Origin of the sequence: Geomonas sp. RF6, assembly GCF_021044625.1 — a bacterium.
Taxonomy (GTDB): domain Bacteria; phylum Desulfobacterota; class Desulfuromonadia; order Geobacterales; family Geobacteraceae; genus RF6.
Genome location: NZ_CP087999.1, coordinates 1,677,591 through 1,694,007 on the forward strand (window position 1 = coordinate 1,677,591; position 16,417 = coordinate 1,694,007).

The following is a 16,417-nucleotide window of genomic DNA, read 5'->3' on the forward strand; positions in this document are numbered from 1 at the left end:
TTTCACAGGCTGCAAAAAAGGGAGCATGGCGAAGTACGCCAGCTCCCTTTTCTGTTGTTGTCGGCGCCATCATAAGCGCCGTAGGGGGATGGTTCATCTGGAAGGCGTTTTAGCACCATCCTAACCCACCATGCTCAGCGCCGATCGGCATTTCCATCGCGACTTCTCCTCACCATCTTTTCCAACTCCACGGCGAAGAAGACAACGGAGGAGACAGCCACCACCACTGCCAATTCCTCCCAGTCCATCGGAAGCGTTTTAAAGATCGGATTCAGCGGTGGCAGGTAAACTATGGCGAGTTGCAGTATCAACGAGATGAGAACGGCTCCCAGTAGCGCCTTGTTGCTAAACACCCCCATGGTGAAGAGCGACTGACGCTCCGAACGAATGGCGAGGACGTGGAAAAGCTGAGTGAAGCAGAGTACGGTGAAGGTCATGGTCTGCCAGTGGACGTCCCCTCGCCGCAACGACCACGCCTGTATGCCGAGAACCAGCACACCGATCAGTAGCCCCACCAGAATGACGTGGAGGCCGAGCCCATGAGCGAAGATACTCTCCTGGGGCGGGCGCGGCGGGCGAGCCATGACGTCTCCCTCCGCAGATTCCAGAGAAAGAGCGAGAGCCGGCAGGGCGTCGGTCATCAGGTTGACCCACAGAATCTGTACCGGAACAAGGGGCATCGGCAGCCCGATGAAAGGAGCTGCCGCGACCACCACGATTTCCCCTGAGTTGGTGGTCAAAAGGTACTTGATGAACTTCCGTATATTGTCGTAGATCCGTCTCCCCTCCCCCACAGCCTTGACGATGGTGGCGAAGTTGTCGTCCAGCAGGATCAGGTCTGCGGATTCCTTCGCCACGTCGGTGCCGGTTCCCCCCATGGCGACGCCGATGTCGGCGCGCTTCAGGGCGGGCGCGTCATTCACACCGTCACCGGTCATGGCGACGCATCCCCCCTGCTCCTGGAGCGCCTTCACAATCTTCAGCTTTTGCTCCGGTGCGCACCGTGCGTATACCCGCACCGTTTCCACCGCCTCCCGAAAACGTTTCATGGGGAGCGCAGCCAGAGTATCGCCGCTCATTAACGTGGAAAGATCGCTGCCGTTCATGATTCCCAGCCGCCGGCCGATGGTACACGCCGTCTGCGGGTGGTCGCCGGTAATCATCACCGGCAAGATTCCCGCCATCCGGCACAGCGCCACCGCGTCGTGCACCTCCTCGCGCGGAGGGTCCATCATCCCCACGAGTCCCAGCAACGTCAGCTCCCCTTCCAGTTCTACATCGACAAGGTGCGCCGGGACTGCATCCAGACGTCGCATCGCCAGGGCGAGCACCCGCAGGCCACCCTCCGTCATCGCCGTGACCGCCTCCCCGGCAGCGTCCCGATCCGGTGAGGCGAGCCCTGCCGCGGTCAGCACGGCGGTGCAGCGTGGCAGTACTGCTTCGGGCGCGCCCTTGGTAAAGGAGACGAATGCGTTGGCCCAGGGATGCACGGTGGTCATCAGCTTGCGCTGCGCGTCGAAGGGAAGCTCCGCGCACTTCGGGTGCTCTCCCATAACCCTCTCCACCGGCACCCCGTGGTCGCGTGCCGCGGCCACCAGCGCAACTTCGGTGGGATCCCCGCTCATCTCTCCAGCGCTCCCGATTCTCACCTCATGGCATAGCGCCATAGCCGCCCAGAGAGACTCACCCTTCTCCCCCTCCTGCCATCTTCCAGACTCATCTGGCGGCATACGCTTCCCCAAGGTGTAGATCTCCTGCACCGTCATCCGGTTCACCGTCAGGGTACCGGTCTTGTCCGTGCAGATGTGCGTGACGGAGCCGAGGGTCTCCACCGCCGAAAGGTGTCTCACCAGCGCATTCTCTCCCGCCAGCCTGCGCGCACCCAGCGCTAGGGAGACGCTCACCACTGCCGGAAGGGCCTCGGGAATCGCCGCCACGGCGAGAGAGATCGCGGTAAGGAGCATGACAATGAGGTCCTCCCCCTTGAGGAGACCTGCACAGAAGAAGACAAGGCATACCGCCAGGATCGCCAGGCACACCCGGTGGCCGAAAAGTTCTAGTCGCCGCTGTAGCGGGGTCTGCAACGCCTCCTCCCCCTCCAGCATCTTTGCGATCTTTCCGAGCTCGGTCTGCATGCCGGTCGCTACCACCATCCCTCTGCCTTTGCCGTTGGTGACTACCGTTCCCTTGAAGCAAAGGTTCTTCCGGTCCCCCAGTGGCAGGTTACCTTCCGAGCGCGCGATAGCATCTTTCAATATCGGGACCGATTCGCCAGTCAGCGCTGCCTCCACCACCGTGAGCCGTGTTGCCTCCAAGAGCCGCAGGTCGGCAGCCACCATGTCTCCGGCCTCCAAAAGCACCACGTCCCCGAGGACGAGCTCCGCTGCGGCTATTATGGAGGGGCTACCGTCGCGCACCGCAGTCGCTTGGGGCGCCGCCATCTGCTTCAGCGCTTCCATGGCACGTTCCGCCCGGTATTCCTGCAGGAAGCCGATGACCGCGTTCACCACCACAATTGCGAGGATGACAACCGAATCCACTGTTTCACGGATCGCACCGGCAACCACCGCGGCAACGATCAGGACCACGATCAAGAAGTCCTTGAACTGGTTGAGAAAAAGTAAGAGTGGGGTCTTCCGTTTCGAGGCAGTGAGAAGGTTCGGTCCGTGGAGGGCGAGGCGCTTGGCGGCCTCGGCGGAAGAAAGTCCCGTCGGGGTGGATTCGAGGCTGTTAAAGACTTGATCGAGTTGGAGTTGATACCATTCCATGGATAGTCCCTGATGAATTGAACCCGAACCGCTCCAACACAATCGTGCAGGTTCGGCGAAATGAGGGCGTTATTCAGAGGGGTTGGTCCCACCAGCAGGGACGACTAAAGATAGTATAAGGGAATAGGGAGATGCTGCAGCGTCAGGGGCGGGTATAGACCAGAGGGAATCCGGCAGTGCAGACCACCTCTGGCGTTGGGGGTGTGGGGGTGCCCTCCGAGCACTGGGTTCAACGTGTGGAAACGGTAGTAGCGCCCCTCCTCACGTACCATTCCCAATCCTCGGCTTTCAGCAGGTAAACCTGGACAAGTCGGTTGGCTTCTCTATGGGCGACTGCTCGGCAGAACGGAAAAGGCCCTTAGCCGGTTCAGATCCGGATAAGGGCCTGTTTTTGATGTCGCGCCATCGTCAATTCCTATCTCTCTAAGGAAGAAATTTGAGGTAGCTGTTTTCAGCCACAAAGATGTTCATAAATTTTTTCATCCACCAGAGGATCCTGCCTATCATATGGAAATCGAGCTCGGAGGTCCGACATGAAACTGGCTGCAGGTATAGCTATCCTCCTATCTTTCGTTTCCACCTGCTATTGTGCTGACACCCATGATGCTTGCAGTTTCTCCTTTCAGACAGCTGATATGCGTACCTGCTTGGAAGATGGGAAGTCGAATGCGGGTTACGCTATTTTGAGTAAAGGACGCTTCCTCTACTACAAAAGATGGTTGACAGAGGACTCCAACGCACTCGAATGCGTCCTGGTTGATACAAATAAGGTTCCGGATAAGCACAAGGACTGGTTCAATGGCGATTGCGTATTTGAAAGGATGCTTTACTTGTCGAAGCTGGCTCTGAGCGAGCGGGACATAAAAGCCGTTGAAAGGAGCTTGAAGGAGAAAACGTACCAGAAAGAGACGCAAAAGAATGGCGATCTGGTCTTCCACATTCCCGGCACAACATACTCCGAGTTCTACTTTGCCATCAGGCGCCCCGGAGACTACATTGAGGATGCTATCGTGAAGCTGCGGTACGTCATGACGCTGTAGGAGTCGACCCCCTATGCGAAAAAAGGAGCGTGGCAGAATATGCCAGCTCCCTTTTCTGTTGTGTTTGTTTGTTGTCGTCGTCGTGGTTACAGTCTGCCTTCCCCTACTCCACCGTCACGCTCTTTGCCAGATTCCTCGGCTGGTCAACGTCCGTCCCCTTCAGGACAGCAACGTGGTACGCGAGGAGCTGCATCGGGATCGACAGGATCAGCGGGCTCATGTCTTCGCCGTCGGCGGGGACCTCGAGGGCGACTTCCACCTTGTTCTTCACCGCTTCGTTCCCGGCGCTGCAGACGGCTATGACGCGCCCGCCGCGGGCGATGACTTCTTCCATGTTGGAGAAGGTCTTCTCGAACGACTCCCCATTCGGCAGCAGAACCACTACCGGCATGTGCTCGTCGATGAGGGCGATCGGGCCGTGCTTCATTTCCCCCGCCGGATACCCTTCGGCGTGGATGTAGGAGATCTCCTTCAGCTTCAGCGCGCCTTCCAGGGCGATCGGGTAGTTGATGCCGCGGCCGAGGTACAGGAAGTCGCGGGACGCGAGGTAGTTCCGCGCCATTTTCTCCACCTGGGCGTTCAGCTTCAGCGTCTCCTCCATGAGCTGCGGCACGCGCACGAGAGAGCCAATCATTTTCTGCCCCTGCTCCAGGCTCATCGTGTTGCGGGCGCGGCCGAGCCTGATGGTGAATAGATAGAGCGCGACGAGCTGGGTCACGAACGCTTTCGTGGAGGCGACACCGATCTCGGGGCCGGCGTGGGTGTAGATGATGCCGTCCGATTCGCGGGGGATGGAGGAGTCGACGACGTTGCAGATCGCCACGCTCTTCGCGCCGCGCCGCTTCGCCTCGCGCATGGCGGCGAGGGTGTCCGCGGTCTCGCCGGACTGGGAGATGAGAACCACCAGGGTCTTGTCGTCCACCACCGGGTTGCGGTAGCGGAATTCGGAGGCGATGTCCACCTCCACCGGGATGCGGCAGTGCTCCTCGATGAGGAATTTCCCCACCAGCGCCGCGTGCCACGAGGTGCCGCAGGCGATGATGGTCATGCGCTGGATGCCGGCGAGCTGCGCCTCGTCAAGCGCCAGGTCCTCGAGGTAGACGTCCCCCTCGGTCTCCTTCAGCCTCCCTGCGATGGTGTCGCGCACGGCGCGCGGCTGCTCGAAGATCTCCTTCAGCATGAAGTGCTTGTAGCCACCCTTCTCCGCCATGAGCGGCGACCAGTCGATGTGGCGCGGCTTCTTCTCCAGCGGCTCCCCCTTGATGGTGCTGAAGACCGCTTCGCCGTCGCGGAACACTACCATCTCGCTGTCTTCCATGAAGATCATGGAGCGGGTGTGCGAGAGGATGGCGGGAATGTCGGAGGCGACGAAGAATTCACCGTTGCCAAGCCCCACGACCATCGGGGACCCGAGCTTCGCGGCGACCATGAGGCCCGGCTCCTTTTCGCAGAGGATGCACAAGGCATAGGCACCGCGGACCCTGGCGAGGCCGTTGCGCACCGCCTGCACGAAGTCGTCGCACCCTTTCATCTCCTCGTCGATGAGGTGGGAGATGACCTCGGTGTCGGTCTCGCTCTTGAAGACGTGCCCGGCGCCCTTCAGCTCCTCGCGCAGCTCGAGGTAGTTCTCGATGATGCCGTTGTGCACCACCACGACGCTCCCGGCCTGGTGCGGGTGGGCGTTGATCTCCGACGGACGGCCATGGGTGGCCCAGCGGGTGTGCCCGATGCCTACGGAGCCAACGAGCGGGCTCTCCTTCAGGAGTTTCTCCAGGTTCACCAGTTTTCCCTGGCTCCTTCTGGTGGAGGCCGCACCGGAGCAGATGGTACAAATCCCGGCGGAGTCGTATCCGCGATATTCCAGCTTTCTCAGACCCTCGATGATGATCGGGGTGGCGTCCTGCTCACCTATATATCCAACGATTCCGCACATAGCTTTTTCCCCTTCAGTAAAGGCTTCTATCCGCAGATTACGCAGATTCCGCAGATTCAGCCGCGACGCACGACTCCTTGCACATCACCAGGCCGATCCTTCTGCCTTTCCTTTTTATGTCTGTTCACCGTCACCACGAAGCGACGTGATTCCGCAACTCCTAAGTCCTAATCTGCGCTAATCTGCGTAATCTGCGGAGAAAACCGCTTTTACCCCTGCTGCTTCTTCCTGAGCACCCACCCTTCCTTGTTCGTCTGCGGAGTGCGGGAGATCGCCAGCGAATCCGCCGGGACATCCTGGGTGACGGTCGTTCCCGCCGCGATGAGGGAGCCGCGGCCGACCGTCACCGGCGCCACGAGCTGCACGTCGCTCCCGACGAAGACGCCGTCCTCGATGACCGTCTTGTGCTTGCGCACGCCGTCGTAGTTGCAGGTGATGGTGCCGCACCCGATGTTGCACTCCTTGCCGACGACGGCGTCACCCAGATAGGTAAGGTGGGAGGCCTTGGACCCTTCCCCCATCACCACTTTCTTCGTCTCCACAAAGTTACCGACCTTGACGTGTGCGTGCAACTCGCTGCCGGGCCTCAGGTGCGCCATCGGGCCGATGCTGGCAAATTCGTACACCACCGACTCTTCCAGCACGCTCCCCGCCTTCACGGTAACGTCGTCCGCGAGGCGGCAGGAGTGGATCTGCGAAACCTGCCCGATGCGGCAGCGCTCGCCGATGACCGTGTTTCCGGTGATAGTTGCCCCCGGCTCCACGACGGTGTCCTTCCCGATCTTCACGTCGCGGTCGATGTAGGTGGTCCTCGGGTCGATCAGCGTCACGCCGGAGAGCATGAGCTCCCTGTTTATGCGGCGGCGCAGGATCTTTGCGGCGTCCGCGAGCTGCGCGCGGTCGTTCACCCCCATCATCTCGGAAGGGGACACGACCTGGAAGCTCTGGCAGCTCCTCCCCTCGCGGGCCGCGCGGCTCACGATGTCGGTGAGGTAATATTCCCCCTGCGCATTGTCGTTTTTCAACTCCGCCACGGCGGCTTTGAGGAATCCGGCATCGACGCAGTAGACGCCGGCATTTACCTCCGTTATCTCACGCTCTTCGGCGGAGGCGTCCTTTTGCTCAACAATCTTCTGAACGGTCCCGTCGCTCCCCTTCACGATCCTTCCGTACCCGAAGGGATTTGCCACTTTTGCGGTCATGACGGTGAGGGTGGCGCCGCTCTCCTTGTGCCGCTGCAGCATCTCGCTCAAGGTCGCCGCGGTAAGGAGCGGAGTGTCGCCGCACAGGATAAGGACCGTCTCGCAGGAAGAAGGGAGCTGCGGCAGGGCGCACTTCACGGCGTGCCCCGTCCCGAGCTGCTCCGCCTGGGTGGCAAAGAGGATCCCCGGGCGCTCGCCCAGGTGCGCTCGAACCTTCTCCTCCTGGTGCCCCGCCACGACGACGCACTCGGCCACCCCCGCCTCGAAAGCGGCCGCCAGCGGCCACTCGATCATCGGGACACCCGCCAGGGGGTGCATAACCTTCACCAGCGCCGATTTCATGCGCGTCCCCATCCCCGCCGCGAGAACGATCGCCCCTGTCTCAGCCATGTATCAGCTCCTTGTGCCGCCGCAGAATTCTTCCACCCGTTAAAGGACCGTAACCACCGGTCATTACAGCAAAGATGCTGCCGGGTCGCAAAACTGTATATATCTAACAGTAATGCCGCTTAAGGTCAAGGCTTTGCCGGAAAAACGGTGTCATAGAGCACTCTTTCTCATTTACAGGAGGAAAAGTTACCGATATATTCATCGACTGGAGGGACCATGGGGTTGCCTGAGGACATAACCCGGCTGGAGCAGCTACTCCACGAGCTGGTGGTGAAGTACGAGCAGTACTTCGTGGGGATCGAAAAGAGGGAGCCCCTCATTCTCCTCGCGGAGGTCGAGCAGCTCGCCCGGCGCTACCAGAATATCTCCATCACCAACACGATGCTGAGGTACAAGTACAACTCCCTCATCGCGACCTTCAGCGTGCACCGACAGAAGTGGAACCGGATCACCCGCCTCATCGACGAGGGGCGCTACGAGCGCGACCGCTTCAAGATGGCGCTGCACTCCCGCGAAGGCGGAGCCGGCACACCCACACCATCCTCCACCCCACCCTCCTCGGCACAACCGAAGGGGGGCGTCGCCGAAGGTCAGCTGGAAAAGCTTTACCAAGACTACATCGAGGCGCGCAGACTCTGCAATCTCCCCACCGAATCCGTCTCCCGAGACAAGGTCCTCGAGGCCGTGACGAGACAGGTCCCCGGCATCATCAAGAAATACGGCTGTTCCGAAGTCGAAATGCGTGTGGTCGTCGAAGATGGCAAGCCACGCATAAAGGTACGCGGAAAGAATCCATGAAAATAGCCCTCGTGGCGATCCACGCATACCCCTCCCCGCAGGCGGTGCCGCTGGCGTGCGCCTTTTTGAAAGGATACCTCCTCGCGGACGCGCTCCTTGGCGACCGAATCCAGGTGGAGATCGTCGAATGTTTCGCCGGAGACGAGCCGGAGACGTGCGCGGGAAAGATCCTGGCGGTCGAGCCGGATCTGGTGGCCTTTTCCCTCTACGTGTGGGGGGCGGAGCTGGGTGTCGCCATTGCGAAAATCCTCCATCAGAGCCGCCCGGAGCTCATCCTGTGCGCCGGTGGCGCGGAGGCGAGTGCGAACCCCGCACCCCTTTTCCGGAACGCTCCTTTCGATTTCCTCGTCCAGGGAGAGGGGGAAGCTCCGCTTGCCGCGGCACTCTGCCGACTTCTGGGTGATGATGGGGTGCACGATCTCCCGGGTATCCTCCTTCCCGGTGCGGCGAGCGCGGCCCCGGCCCCGCCGGTGCCGCTCGAGAAGATCCCCTCTCCGTATCTGTGCGGCCTCCTCGATCCCCCGCCCGGTGGTGCGGTCCTCTGGCAACTCTCTCGCGGCTGCGACTTCTGCTGCGCCTTCTGTTTCGACGGCAAAACCGCCGTCGCCGTACGTCGCTTCCCCATGGAGCGGATCGAGGCGGAGCTGCGCCTCCTGGTGGAGCGCCAGGTGACGCAGGTTTTCGTGCTGGACTCCACCTTCAACAAGGTCCCGCAGCGGGCGAAGGAGGTCCTGCGCCTGATCCGCAAGATTGCGCCGATGGTGCACTTTCACTTCGAGGTGCGCAGCGAGTTCATCGATGCCGAGATGGCGGAGCTCTTCGCCTCCATCACCTGCTCCCTGCAGATCGGCTTGCAAAGCGCCGACGCCGGCGTCCTCGCTGCGGCCGGGAGGAAGTTCAACAGGTACGCCTTCGAGGAGAAGATCTACCTCCTGAACGAGGCGGGCGCGATCTTCGGCTTCGACCTGATTTACGGGCTCCCGGGGGACAACCTGAAGCTCTTTCGCGACTCGCTCGACTTCGCCCTCTCCCTCTACCCGAACCACCTGGACATCTTCCCGCTGGCGGTCCTCCCCGGGACGCGCCTCTTCAGCGACGCGCAGAAGGCGGGGCTGCAGCACCTCCCCTCCCCCCCCTACACCATCACCGCCACCGCCGGCTTCTCCCGTAAGGAACTGGATGAGGCGCGGCGCCTGGCGCGGGGGTGCGACATCTTCTACAGCCGAGGGAAAGCGGTCGCCTGGTTCAACTCCGTCTGCGCCGGGCTCAAACTCGCCCCGAGCGCCTTCCTGGATGCGTTCGCACAATGGATCGAGGGACAGGCTCTCGCACGCGAGGAAGAGGACCTTTCCGACCGGGAAGTATGGCGCCTGCAGCACGACTTTCTCCAGGAGGTCTTCAGGGCGCGCAAGAAGGAGCGGCTCCTTCCGGTGGCACTCGATCTCGCCTACTATCACCACCTCTACGCCGAGGCCCTTCTTGCCGCCCCCCCGGCAATCCCGTCGAAGCGTGCGCTGAAGGGTGTTGACCTCCTTGCTACCCCCCTGGCCGTCCCCCCGTCGGCCGCGCTTGCCCGCTTCAACTACCCGATACTCGAGCTGCTCGAAGCCGGAGAGGTGGAGCTCGCCCCTTTCAGTGCGGAAGTTCCAAAGTCCGGATCTTATGCCATAATCTACCCCTTCCGGGGGGAGGTCCGCACCGAGGACCTTCCCCGTCCGTACTTCCAGCTCCTGGAGAAACTGGACGGCAGGAGCCTTCCGAAAGATCTCCTGAAGAGTCTCAGGATCCCGAAGGAGGAGGCTCTCGATTTCCTTGCAACGGCGCTCTCCGAAGGGATGGTTGTTCTACCCGCCCGACTGTGAAGAAGGGAGCTCCCGCTATACCCGCCAGGCACGAAACGATTTCCCGCAAAAGTGTATGGAAAAAATATACAGGGATCTGAAATCTCCCAACCTCGCGATTCTGCGCAACAATTTGATCTAATTAGAATTTTTTCTATTGATTATGCCGGAGCCTTCCTATAAAGTAGCGCGGTTCTTGCTCCGGCCCGATTACGGTGCAACGTAACGACGTTTTAAAATCCACAGGAGAATTGACCATGTCTCTCAGACTCACCCGCCTCCTCCCGTCGCTGCTGCTCCTCTTCGGACTGGCACTGCCGGCGTACGCCGCGCAAGGGCTCGCCATCGACCCGACAACCTGTCTCGGCTGTCACGGCAACAAGATTTCTGCTGCGGCCCATGCAGCCTCCGTGCACGGCAAGAACGGCTGTACCAGCTGCCACATCGAGATTACCGACCTGACCAAGCACATGAAGGGCGAGGTGAAGGTGGGTAAGGTCGACTGTGCGCGCTGCCACAGGAAAGAGACCGCCGAGCACGCCGGCTCCGTCCACCTGGCAAACGGCGTCACCTGCGCCAACTGTCACACCGACATCCACACCCACGTTGCCTGGAAGGGCGACAAGCGCCGGGTGCTGGCGAGCTGCGTGAACTGTCACAAGGCAGAGAGCAGCTTCACCCAGTCGGTGCACGGCAAAGGTGTCCTCGCCGGCAACCAGGACTCCGCGGCTTGCAACGACTGCCACAGCCTCCACGACATCAAGGCGCTGGGCGATCCGAAGTCCAAGTCCAACCGCGAGTTCCACACGAAGGTGTGCCTCAAGTGCCACGCCAACGAGGAACTGGTGAAGCGCAACCACATCAACGAGGTTGCGGTCGAGAGCTACCTCTCCAGCTACCACGGCAAGAACTACCGCCTCGGCTACCCCGAGCGCGTTGCTGGGTGCGCCGACTGCCACAGCGCCCACGACGTCCTGCCGCCGAGCGACCCGAAGTCGACGGTCAACTCCGAGAACCTGGTCAAGACCTGCGGCCAGTGCCACAAGGGGAGCACCGCCCTCTTCACCAAGTTCTACGCGCACGGCGAGCACAACGATCGCGAGCATTACCCGATCCTGTACTACACCTTCCTCGCCATGACCGGGCTTCTCGTCTCCACCTTCGCGGTCTTCTGGCTGCACACGCTGCTGTGGATGATCCGCGGCTTTGTGGAGAACAGGGAGAAGGCAGCTGAGCTCGAAAACGGCCACGTGCCGCACGCCGTTCCGGACGGGCACAAGCAGTACCGCCGCTTCGAGACGCGCCACATCTTCATGCACATCCTCGTTATCGTGAGCTTCCTCGGTCTCTCCCTCACGGGGCTCCCGCTGAAGTTCAGCGACCAGGCGTGGGCGAAGATCCTCATGGGCTTCTACGGCGGCTCCGCGAACGCAGGTCTGATCCACCGCCTCTGCGCCGGGATCACCTTCGTGTACTTCGCGATGGCGATTGCGCTTTCCATCCACTTCCTCTTCATCCGCAAGGACCTCAAGGGGAACTTCCTGCAGAGGCTCTTCGGGCCTGACTCCCTGATGCCGAACCTCAGGGACATCAACGACGTCGTCGGCATGGTCCGCTGGTTCCTCTTCAAAGGTCCGAAACCGACCTTCGAGCGCTGGACCTACTGGGAGAAGTTCGACTTCATCGCGGTCTTCTGGGGTATGTTCGCCATCGGCGGCTCCGGCCTCATGCTCTGGTTCCCGGAATTCTTCGGGCACTTCCTCCCGGGGTGGGCCTTCAACGTAGCAACGATCGTCCACTCCGACGAGGCGCTCCTGGCGACCGGCTTCATCTTCAGCGTCCACTTCTTCAACACCCATGGACGTCCGGAGAAGTTCCCGATGGACTTCGTCATCTTCAACGGGCAGATGTCCAAGCATGAGTTCATCGAAGAGCGTGGCGACCAGTGGGCGCGCTACGAGAAGGAAGGGATCACCGAGCAGTTCAAGGCTCAGAAGACGAGCGGCGTGGTGTACGACTTCCTGGTGAAAGGGTTCGGCTTCACCGCCCTCCTCATCGGCCTCACGCTGCTGGGACTCATGGTTCTGGCGTTCCTGAGACCGGGCGTCTAACGACGCTGCAGGAGCAGTAAGAAAAAAAGGGCACCTCCCTCGCGGGGGGTGCCCTTTTTATTTTTATCGGGAACTATGAGACAGCTCAGCTCCGCCCCGCTGCACTCGCGTCCCCTCATTGCGAAGGTTCATCCGGAAATTGCGGGGCTGGGTACATTGCCACGAAGCACTGCCGAAGGCCTAACGTTCCCCCCTTTGCGAAGGGGGGGCAGGGGGGATTTGATCTTCGAGTCTCCTCCAGAACCGCAGCCCGTTTAACAGTACATCTCGGTCGTCGAACCGCAGTGCTGCGGCAGTCCAAAGATCAACGACATAGGCCCACCACTTTTTTGCGAAGTCGAAGCAAAGAAATTGCTTGGGACCACAGCAGTTGCGCACTTTGCAGGACGGTCCTGGCCGAGTCAAATCCCCCCTGTCCCCCTTTCGCAAAGGGGGGAACGTGATGGCCTCGCCTTCCCTTTTGACCTTCTGCGTCGCCCAGCGCTCCTACATCATCTCCACCGGATCCACATCCACCGTCACCCGCACAGTCGATGGATGGGTAAAATCGTGCCGCAGCGCGAGAAGCATCTTGTGCAGATCGGGGCGCTCCTTCCCCTTCAGGAGGATCTGCCAGCGGAAGCGGCCCCGCACCTTCCCGAGCGGCGCCGAGATCGGCCCGAGGAGTTCGACCCGCGCCTTCAGCTCGCGCTTCACCCTCAGCAGAAGGCGCGCGGCCTCGGATGCCGAATCTTCGGCGTGCCTGGCGGTGACGCTGGAAAAGGTCAGCGCAGCGAGGTGGGTGAAGGGAGGATAGCCGACCTCGCGGCGAAACTCTACCTCCTGCTCATAAAACCCGCGGAAATCATGCTCTACGGCGCAGGTGAGGGCGTAGTGCTCCGGTGCCAGGGTCTGCACCAGAACCTTCCCCGGCCTGTCCCCGCGCCCCGCCCTCCCCATTACCTGGCTTACCAGCTGGAAGGTCCGCTCGGCAGAGCGGAAATCAGGCATGTTCAAGGTGGAGTCCGCAGAGACGACGCCGACGAGGGTCACGCCGGGGAAGTCGTGCCCCTTGGCGATCATCTGCGTGCCGATGAGGATGTCGGTGCTGCCGTCCTCGAGGCTCTTCAGGACGCGTGCATGCCCCCCTTTTCCCCGAGTGGTGTCGCGGTCCATCCGTGCCACGCGCGCCTCCGGGAAAAGCTCCTGCACTTCCTCCTCCACCCGTTCGGTGCCGCGTCCGAGAAGGACGATCTCGCCGCCGTCGCAGGCGCCGCAAACGGTCGGGGCGGGGATGGCGTAGTCACAGTAATGGCAGACGTGCTTGCCGCGGCCGCGGTGATAGGTCAGGGTCACCGCACAGTTGGGGCAGCGCAGGACCTGGCCGCATTCCTGGCATACGAGATAGGTCGCGAAGCCTCGCCTGTTCAGAAAGAGAAGGGTCTGCCCCCCCGCCGCCAGGTTCTCTTCCATGGCGGTCTTCAGCGGCGCGAGGAGCGTCTCCCCCTTCTGCCCGCGTGCGTCAAGAAGGGTCGTCTCGGGCATCGGGAGCTCCCGCACCCGGCTGGGCAGCTGGAGGTAGCGAAGCCTCCCCTCCATCGCTGCGTGGTACGTGGTGATGAGAGGGGTGGCGGAACCGAGGACGACGGCAGCGTTGGCGAGCTTCCCGCGCACCAGCGCGAGGTCACGGCTGTTGTAGCGCACACCTTCCGACTGCTTGTAGGAGGTCTCGTGCTCCTCGTCGACCACGATCATCCCGAGCCGCTCCAGCGGCGCGAAGAGCGCGGAACGGGCACCTATCACGATCTGCGCCTCGCCGCGCCTGATGCGCCGCCACTCGTCGTAGCGCTCCCCGTCGGAAAGGCCGCTGTGCAAAACGGCGATGCCGCACTCAAAGCGCCTCTTGAAGCGCCCGACGAGTTGCGGCGTGAGCGCTATCTCCGGCACGAGAACGAGCGCGGTGCGTCCCGCCTCGAGGCAGACGGCAATGCTCTGCAGGTACACCTCTGTCTTGCCGCTCCCGGTCACCCCGTGAAGGAGGAAAGGGGTGAACGCCTCGGAGCGGAGCGCGGAGCAAATCGCGTCGTGGGCTGCAGTCTGGTCAGGATTGAGGGGGAGCGGCGTGTCCTTCTGGTACACCTCTGCATGAAAGGGGTCTCGGTAAACTTCCCGCTCCTCGCACTCGGCAAGCTGCAGTTCCACGAGTCGGTGCAGTTGAGGGGTGCACGATCCGAAGCGCTCCCGCAGGAGCGAGGCTGAAGCCTCCCCCTGCTCCTCCAGAAAAGAGAGGATCTCCACCCCTTTCCCTTTCAGCTTCGGCGGGGCGAGAAGTGGAAGGGCGCGGTAAAACTTCTCCATCCGCACGCTCCTGCCGCCATGGAGAACCTCGGTGCGGACAAGGGAGCCATCCTCTGCCGTCTCGCACATGAAGCGGCTCTCCAGGTTGATACCGGCAGGGAGGGCACCCTTGATGACCTCGCCGAGCGGGTGCAAGTAGTAGCTCGCTATCCAGCGGTAGAAGGTCAATTCGGAGGGGGTGAAAAGGGGGGCGTCGTCCAGGACCTCCAGCACTTCCTTCAGCTCGGCGCTCCCCGCCTCGGCGGGAGCAAGGAGGTAGCCGGTAATCTTCCTCTTGCCAAAGGGGACGAGCACACGCTTCCCCGGGGTCGCCAGCGGTACGAGGTGGGCCGGCACACGATAATGAAAGTGGCCGTGCAAAGGGAGTGGGATGGCTACTTCAACGACTTGCGATGTGGGCATAAAAACCTTGCTGCCGGAAGAACGGAAAAGTAAGGAAGAGGAAAACGATAAATACGGATGGCGCGTAGAGAGCAGCGCATTGTACAGCAAGATAGCCGCCGCGTCTCCTCCCTTTGAAGGATAGGACAGGGCGGGGATGGGGTTCAGCCGCCTGCAGCGGCCAAAAATGCCGGAAACGCTGCGCTTATTCCGGCCTACATTTCACATCGAAAGGCTACTTCGGCATGCCGAAGTGGCCGGCTCAGCAGAAAGTTCGGCATGCCGAAGTCGGTGTCGGCCACGCCGTGGCCTACGCCTTCACTTCCTTCTTCATGATCTCCTGCGCCACGGTGCGTCCCAGCGACTCGCACTCGGCAATCCCGTCTTCCTTCGGCTTGAAGGGGAAGCGCAGGTACGGCACCGGGATCTTGAAGCCCATCGCCTTCAGACGCTCTTCGGCCATCTTGCACGCCTCGCCGCTCCAGCCGTAGGAGCCAAAGACTCCCGCGATCTCCGCCTTCAGGCTCACGGCTGAAAGATCCGCCAGGACCTCCCACATCGGCTTCGGAATGTCCCGGTTGATGGTGGGGACCCCGAAAAGGAGGGCGTCGTTCTCCTCCAGGAGATCCCGGAGCTCCCTCTGCGAAGTCTCGGTTATGCGGCAGAGGGTGGCAGTGACCCCCTCGACCCCGGACGCGCCGCGGTGGACCGCTTCCGCCATTTTCTCCGTGTTGCCATGGGGAGAGATGTAGAAGACGGCGACCCTCTTCCCGGCACGCGGCTTCGGCTCCGCCCACTTCCTGTACAGATCGATCGGCGCCATCGCGTCATTGCGGTGAACCGGCCCGTGGCTGGGGCAGAGCATCCGCACCTCCACCCCCTCTATCTTCGCGAGGGCGCTGCGGATCTTCTCCTTGAAGGGGCGCATGAGGGAGTCGAAGTAGAAACGGATCTCGGTGGTGAAGTCGGGGTTCTCGTCGGCGAAGATCTTCCCGGTGGTGAAGTGGGCCCCGAAGGCGTCACAGGGGAAGAGAACCCCGTCCTCCCGAAGGAGGGTGAACATCGTGTCGGGCCAGTGCAGGAAAGGTGCGGCGAAGAAATGAAGGGAGCGCCCGCCGAGATCGACGGAGTCACCGTCCTTCACCACTCTGGAGGCGAAGGGGGTGTGGATCTGGTTGCCGAGGAAGGTGCGGGCGGACTGGGTGCTGAGGACGGTGGCGTTCGGGCAGATCTCGAGGAGGAAAGGGAGCGATCCGGCATGGTCGGGCTCCGAGTGGTTTACCACGATGTAATCCACCCGGGCCGGATCGTGTATTTCACGCAGATTGTCCAGGAACTCCTGGTGGCGCTTCCCCTTGACGGTGTCGATGATGGCGCAGCGCTCGTTCCCCTTCACCAGGTACGCATTGTAGCTGGTGCCGAATTCAGTGGGGTAGAGTTCGTCGAAAAGCCTGAGGTCGGGGTCGTACACCCCGATCCAGTACAAACCTTCAGCAATCTCGATAGCCGCCATTGGTACCCCCTTTGCCGGCTAAAAGCCGGCACCTTCTGGATGGAACCGCGCGGTCCGCCTCGCATTAGCGCGGACCGGACGATTGACCTTACCAAAAAGGTGG

The 16,417-nt window shown here is 61.6% G+C and carries 9 protein-coding genes; 4 read left to right on the top strand and 5 right to left on the bottom strand.

Features of this window, described 5'->3' with window-relative positions:
- Positions 1-134: 134 nt before the first annotated feature.
- Positions 135-2,768: a cation-translocating P-type ATPase gene (locus tag LPW11_RS07165; protein ID WP_230997440.1), complete on the bottom strand. Its 2,634-nt coding sequence runs from the start codon at positions 2,766-2,768 to the stop codon at positions 135-137.
- A 533-nt stretch (positions 2,769-3,301) separates the two neighbouring features.
- Here LPW11_RS07165 and LPW11_RS07170 point away from each other — a divergent pair.
- Positions 3,302-3,808, top strand: a complete 507-nt coding sequence (locus tag LPW11_RS07170; RefSeq protein WP_230997441.1) for a hypothetical protein — start codon at positions 3,302-3,304, stop codon at positions 3,806-3,808.
- A gap of 103 nt (positions 3,809-3,911) precedes the next feature.
- Here LPW11_RS07170 and glmS read toward each other — a convergent pair whose 3' ends face one another.
- Both glmS and glmU read right to left on the bottom strand, forming a co-directional pair.
- Positions 3,912-5,741 (bottom strand): glutamine--fructose-6-phosphate transaminase (isomerizing), encoded by a 1,830-nt coding sequence (gene glmS, locus LPW11_RS07175; RefSeq protein WP_230997442.1) that lies wholly within the window; start codon positions 5,739-5,741, stop codon positions 3,912-3,914.
- Between the two features lie 209 nt (positions 5,742-5,950).
- The gene (glmU, locus tag LPW11_RS07180; protein ID WP_230997443.1) at positions 5,951-7,333 is read right to left on the bottom strand and encodes a bifunctional UDP-N-acetylglucosamine diphosphorylase/glucosamine-1-phosphate N-acetyltransferase GlmU; all 1,383 of its coding nucleotides are present in this window, start codon (positions 7,331-7,333) and stop codon (positions 5,951-5,953) included.
- Between the two features lie 216 nt (positions 7,334-7,549).
- Between glmU and LPW11_RS07185 the strand changes: the two genes are divergently transcribed.
- The 3 genes from LPW11_RS07185 to LPW11_RS07195 all read left to right on the top strand — a co-directional run bounded on the left by LPW11_RS07185 (position 7,550) and on the right by LPW11_RS07195 (position 12,083).
- Entirely contained in the window at positions 7,550-8,131 is a 582-nt protein-coding gene (locus LPW11_RS07185) for an MXAN_5187 C-terminal domain-containing protein (protein WP_230997444.1), read from the top strand.
- Positions 8,128-9,993, top strand: coding sequence for a B12-binding domain-containing radical SAM protein (locus LPW11_RS07190; protein ID WP_230997445.1), 1,866 nt, complete (start codon positions 8,128-8,130; stop codon positions 9,991-9,993). The genes LPW11_RS07185 and LPW11_RS07190 overlap by 4 nt, the downstream gene beginning before the upstream one ends.
- A gap of 236 nt (positions 9,994-10,229) precedes the next feature.
- Positions 10,230-12,083 carry a cytochrome c3 family protein gene (locus LPW11_RS07195; RefSeq protein WP_230997446.1) on the top strand — a complete coding sequence of 618 codons (1,854 nt, stop codon included), beginning with the start codon at positions 10,230-10,232 and terminating at the stop codon, positions 12,081-12,083.
- Positions 12,084-12,569: 486 nt separating this feature from the next.
- On the opposite strand, the gene priA is transcribed toward LPW11_RS07195, so the two are convergent.
- Positions 12,570-14,822 (bottom strand): replication restart helicase PriA, encoded by a 2,253-nt coding sequence (priA, locus tag LPW11_RS07200; RefSeq protein WP_230997447.1) that lies wholly within the window; start codon positions 14,820-14,822, stop codon positions 12,570-12,572.
- 289 nt (positions 14,823-15,111) lie between these two features.
- Positions 15,112-16,314, bottom strand: a complete 1,203-nt coding sequence (locus LPW11_RS07205) for an FprA family A-type flavoprotein (RefSeq protein ID WP_230997448.1) — start codon at positions 16,312-16,314, stop codon at positions 15,112-15,114.
- Between the last annotated feature and the right edge of the window lie 103 nt (positions 16,315-16,417).

Coding starts and splice junctions, on each gene's coding strand:
- LPW11_RS07205 (WP_230997448.1), bottom strand. CDS start 16,314: ATGGCGGCTATCGAGATTGCTGAAGGTTTGTACTGGATCGGGGTGTAC.
- glmU (WP_230997443.1), bottom strand. CDS start 7,333: ATGGCTGAGACAGGGGCGATCGTTCTCGCGGCGGGGATGGGGACGCGC.
- glmS (WP_230997442.1), bottom strand. CDS start 5,741: ATGTGCGGAATCGTTGGATATATAGGTGAGCAGGACGCCACCCCGATC.
- LPW11_RS07170 (WP_230997441.1), top strand. CDS start 3,302: ATGAAACTGGCTGCAGGTATAGCTATCCTCCTATCTTTCGTTTCCACC.
- LPW11_RS07185 (WP_230997444.1), top strand. CDS start 7,550: ATGGGGTTGCCTGAGGACATAACCCGGCTGGAGCAGCTACTCCACGAG.
- priA (WP_230997447.1), bottom strand. CDS start 14,822: ATGCCCACATCGCAAGTCGTTGAAGTAGCCATCCCACTCCCTTTGCAC.
- LPW11_RS07190 (WP_230997445.1), top strand. CDS start 8,128: ATGAAAATAGCCCTCGTGGCGATCCACGCATACCCCTCCCCGCAGGCG.
- LPW11_RS07195 (WP_230997446.1), top strand. CDS start 10,230: ATGTCTCTCAGACTCACCCGCCTCCTCCCGTCGCTGCTGCTCCTCTTC.
- LPW11_RS07165 (WP_230997440.1), bottom strand. CDS start 2,768: ATGGAATGGTATCAACTCCAACTCGATCAAGTCTTTAACAGCCTCGAA.